This is a genomic window from Desulfobacterales bacterium (assembly GCA_029211065.1).
Classification (GTDB): Bacteria; Desulfobacterota; Desulfobacteria; order Desulfobacterales; family JARGFK01; genus JARGFK01.
Genome location: JARGFK010000203.1, coordinates 1 through 3,747 on the forward strand (window position 1 = coordinate 1; position 3,747 = coordinate 3,747).

The 3,747-nt window shown below is 50.7% G+C and carries 3 protein-coding genes; 1 reads left to right on the forward strand and 2 read right to left on the reverse strand.

The window, feature by feature from the left end:
• Positions 1 to 661, reverse strand: a 661-nt coding sequence (locus tag P1P89_22565) for a hypothetical protein (protein ID MDF1594305.1), incomplete at its 3' end; no start/stop codon positions are given.
• Positions 662 to 1,272: 611 nt separating this feature from the next.
• Here P1P89_22565 and P1P89_22570 point away from each other — a divergent pair.
• The gene (locus P1P89_22570) at positions 1,273 to 2,784 is read left to right on the forward strand and encodes a Fic family protein (protein MDF1594306.1); all 1,512 of its coding nucleotides are present in this window, start codon (positions 1,273 to 1,275) and stop codon (positions 2,782 to 2,784) included.
• Here the strand turns inward: P1P89_22570 and P1P89_22575 are convergent.
• The coding region (locus P1P89_22575) for a hypothetical protein (protein MDF1594307.1) at positions 2,781 to 3,747 on the reverse strand (967 nt) is incomplete at its 5' end. The genes P1P89_22570 and P1P89_22575 overlap by 4 nt on opposite strands.

Sequence of the window (3,747 nt, forward strand, 5' to 3'; positions counted from 1 at the left end):
CCTCGCCAATCTCCTGATCGCCATCGACGAAGCAGACCAGCCCGTAGTCCTCGCCGCAGGGAAACCGGAACCGGCCCTGGTTCTGATAAAGGCGTGCCTCGGACCAGCCCTTGGCCATGGCCTCCTCACGGATGGCGTCGACCTTGGCGACAGCCTGGGAAGTCACCGGCTGCTTACATTTCCAAGCTTGGTTCCCGGGATAAATCCAGTCCTTTCTGGGAACTTCGACGGGTTTCTCCTGGGGCTCGGGACGAAGCACGGGGGGTCGGTAGTTTTTTGGGGAAAAGGAATGCAGGACCTCCTGGAGGCTTTCCTTGCCGAACTCCAGGATGGCCAGCTCCTGCAAGGTGTTGAATCGCTGCCGCAGCGTATTCCAGGCATCCTCGGGGAGCTTTCCGGCCTTGTGCGCGGTCTGGGCGGTGACCATGCGGGAACGTAGCCAGGCGAAGTATTCAGGCGACAGACGGCGAAACACTTTGCCGCCGCGCTCGATATCGGTCTCGTTGGTCCGGACCCAGGCGAATTCTTTGATTTCAAGGTCTGTGGCGACGAAGACCACGTGGCAGGATGCTGGTAACGAAAGGACGTCGGGACTTGTTCGATTTGCGGATTTGGCGGAATCCGTCCCAAGATGACGGATCATGGTGGTCAGCAGGCTCATGGCAATTCTCCGGAAACGGGGTAGTCATCGTTTCCCGTTACTTACCGGAGTTGGGCCATGGGTGTCGGATAGCCGAAAGCGTAGAAAGGGGTTTCTACGCTTGGCGACCTTTCTACACCCCCTTTCTACATATTAAAATAATTGCAATATCAGTTAGTTATATAAATATTTGTAGAAAGAGTAGAAAGGTATAGGAATATTACTCTTGTATAGCCCGATTTTTTTATGTGCAGCTCTCATTGAGGTCATTGAAAAAAATCAGAGTAAGGGGGGAGTAATCTCTGAAACCTTTCTACCCTTTCTACGCTTGCCGCGTAACCCCTTAAATAACAGCAGGTTGCGCTGTAGAAAGGTGCCCTTTGGACATTCTACATTGTAGAAAGGTCTTTCTACACAACTGGTCCACGTAATGATTTTGCCAGACAGCTGCTGCTTTCTAATTGTTTCGCCAGCCGGATAACTGTTTTGCCAACCAGAGGCCGATTTCTAAGCGTGACGCTTTCATGGTTAATGATTTTACCAGACAGGTGCTGCTTTATAATTGTTTTATTGACAAAAGGCTAATTTCTAACTATATTGCCAGCGTAATAATAATTTTACGAGGATGCCCTATGGAAATAAATGTTTTGGAATCTCGGCCTGCAGGCTATGCATATCTGCTTGATAAACTCGGGCTGACAGGCATGCCCCATTGGCATACCTCATTTGTGTCGTCATCGGGAACTCTCAGATCGAAGGTTCAGGATGGTGCAATTGAAGACATATACCCGACAAGGTATTGGCCCGGAGAAAGAGTCGGTGACCACCTTGAGTTTGCGCTGAAATATGACGGAGTCAACCTGGGCTTGCTGGCGCGCATTTTCGAACATACTTCTCAGAAAGACCTCGCCGAATATATCAATTCCAAGCCGACAGGAAAGTATGCTCGAAGGATTTGGTTTTTCTATGAGTTCCTGACGGGTAAGCAACTGCCTGTCGATAACATCTCTTCCGGTAACTATGTCGATGTACTGGAGGCAAAAGAATATTACACAGTTCAAAACGGAGAAAAATCCCCACGCCACCGCATTGTCAACAACCTCCTTGGCCCCAAAACCTTTTGTCCGGTCGTCAGGCGAACTGAGAAACTTTCCAAACTGGATTCAGCCGATCTGCGTAAAAGGTGTGAGGATATTGTCACGGCATATCCACCGGAACTCCTTCGCAGGGCGTTGAGCTACCTCTATAACAAAGAAACGAAATCATCCTTTGAAATTGAACACATAAAGCCCAATGCTTCCCGGACTGAAAAATTCATTGCCTCTTTGGAACTTGCCGAAAAGGAGGATTTTTGCGAGAAGGAAAGGCTGATAGAGCTTCAGAACCGCATTGTTGACCCGCGATTTAAAGACAGTGACTACCGTTCGAGCCAGAATTACGTCGGACAGACGGTCGCTTATCAGAAAGAGATTATACATTTCATCTGTCCAAAGCCTGATGACCTGCCAAGTCTGATGTTGGGTCTAATCGATTCCCATAAACGGATGAAGGCGGGAAATGTTTCTCCGGTCATCCATGCAGCGGCGATTGCCTACGGTTTTGTATTCCTGCACCCGTTTGAGGATGGAAACGGACGAATCCATCGATTCCTGATACATAACATCCTTTCGCTGCAGGAAATGGTACCACGCGGACTCATGTTCCCGGTTTCGGCAGTCATGCTTAAGAATCCTGCGGATTACGATGCATCGCTGGAAGCGTTCTCACGGCCTTTACAGGGGCTCATTGATTATCGGCTGGATGAAATGGGTCAAATGACCGTCGAGAATGATACTGCATGCTGGTATCAGTATATGGATATGACATCTCAGGCAGAAGCCTTGTACGAGTTTGTAACCAAAACAATTGAAGAAGAGCTCGTGGAAGAACTCAGCTTTCTGGCTAACTATGATAATACCAAGAAGGCGATACAGGACATCATTGACATGCCTGACCGCCTGATTGACCTATTCATCCAGTTGTGCCTGCAGAACAACGGCAGCCTTTCAGCAAGAAAGAGATCGGCTCACTTTGATTTCCTGACCGATGAAGAACTTGCGGCCATGGAGCAGGCTGTAAGAAATGGCTATAACAGGCCTGATTAATCAATAGCCTGGATGGTGTAGAGCTTGGTTCCGTATCGCTTTTGGCCTATTTGAATATCAAATCCCGCTCCCCTGATGGTCTCCAGATCATTCACCAGCCGCTGGGCGAATTGCCGGGATGAGTCCATCTCGAAACGCAGACCGAAATCCCGAGCGACTCGCTTGAGGGCCACGAATAGGTCCCGGGAAAGCACCTCCCGCAAACTTCCATCGTCTTCAAAGCGGATCTGATAGCGCTGGACGAATTCCTGAACAGTGTCCGTCCGACTCTCTCCATAGACATTACGTTCATTGGTCTCGGTGGCGGTGCGCCACGCGTTGAACAGAGTTGACAGCGCTGTCGCCGTATAGTTCGACTCCCGGGCCGTATCCCAGCTGGTTCGGTTGAGTGACTCGATCTGCCGTGCGAATGCCGGTGCCAGATGCTCAAGCCCCTGTTCCATCTCCTGGCGGCTCGATCCGGCCAGCATCATCAAGTACATCAGGCTGAGATATTCGTTGCAGCGGCGCTTATCGTGATTGCCCAGTGCCCCGTGCAAAAGCTTCATGGCGTGTCGTCTCATACCATCCCGCATCATCGCCAGCACCACCCGGGTCCGTTTCATGATGGCCGAGATGATTAGATCACGATGCTGCTGGATGCCTGCAACTACCTCGGACTCAATGAAACAATCATTGCCCTGGTTGGCGACATCAAAATTGATCACAAAGCTCCGGGATTGAATCTCCGAAAGCTCTCCGCACAGCGGTTCGATGCCGGTGGTGTTCAGCAGGCACTTGGTGCGCTCGGTAATGGTCTCGCTGTCGGTGCCGCTCTTGCGTTTCTCCTTAGCGATGCCGGTGATGCTGGTCAGCATGAAAGTGGTCAGATCCTCGGTCATCTGCTTGACCTCGATGTTGTCGAGGACGATGAGCGGGTTCTGTGAGCCGTCGGTGTAGTTTGCCGCGTCGGTGGCCTTCTTG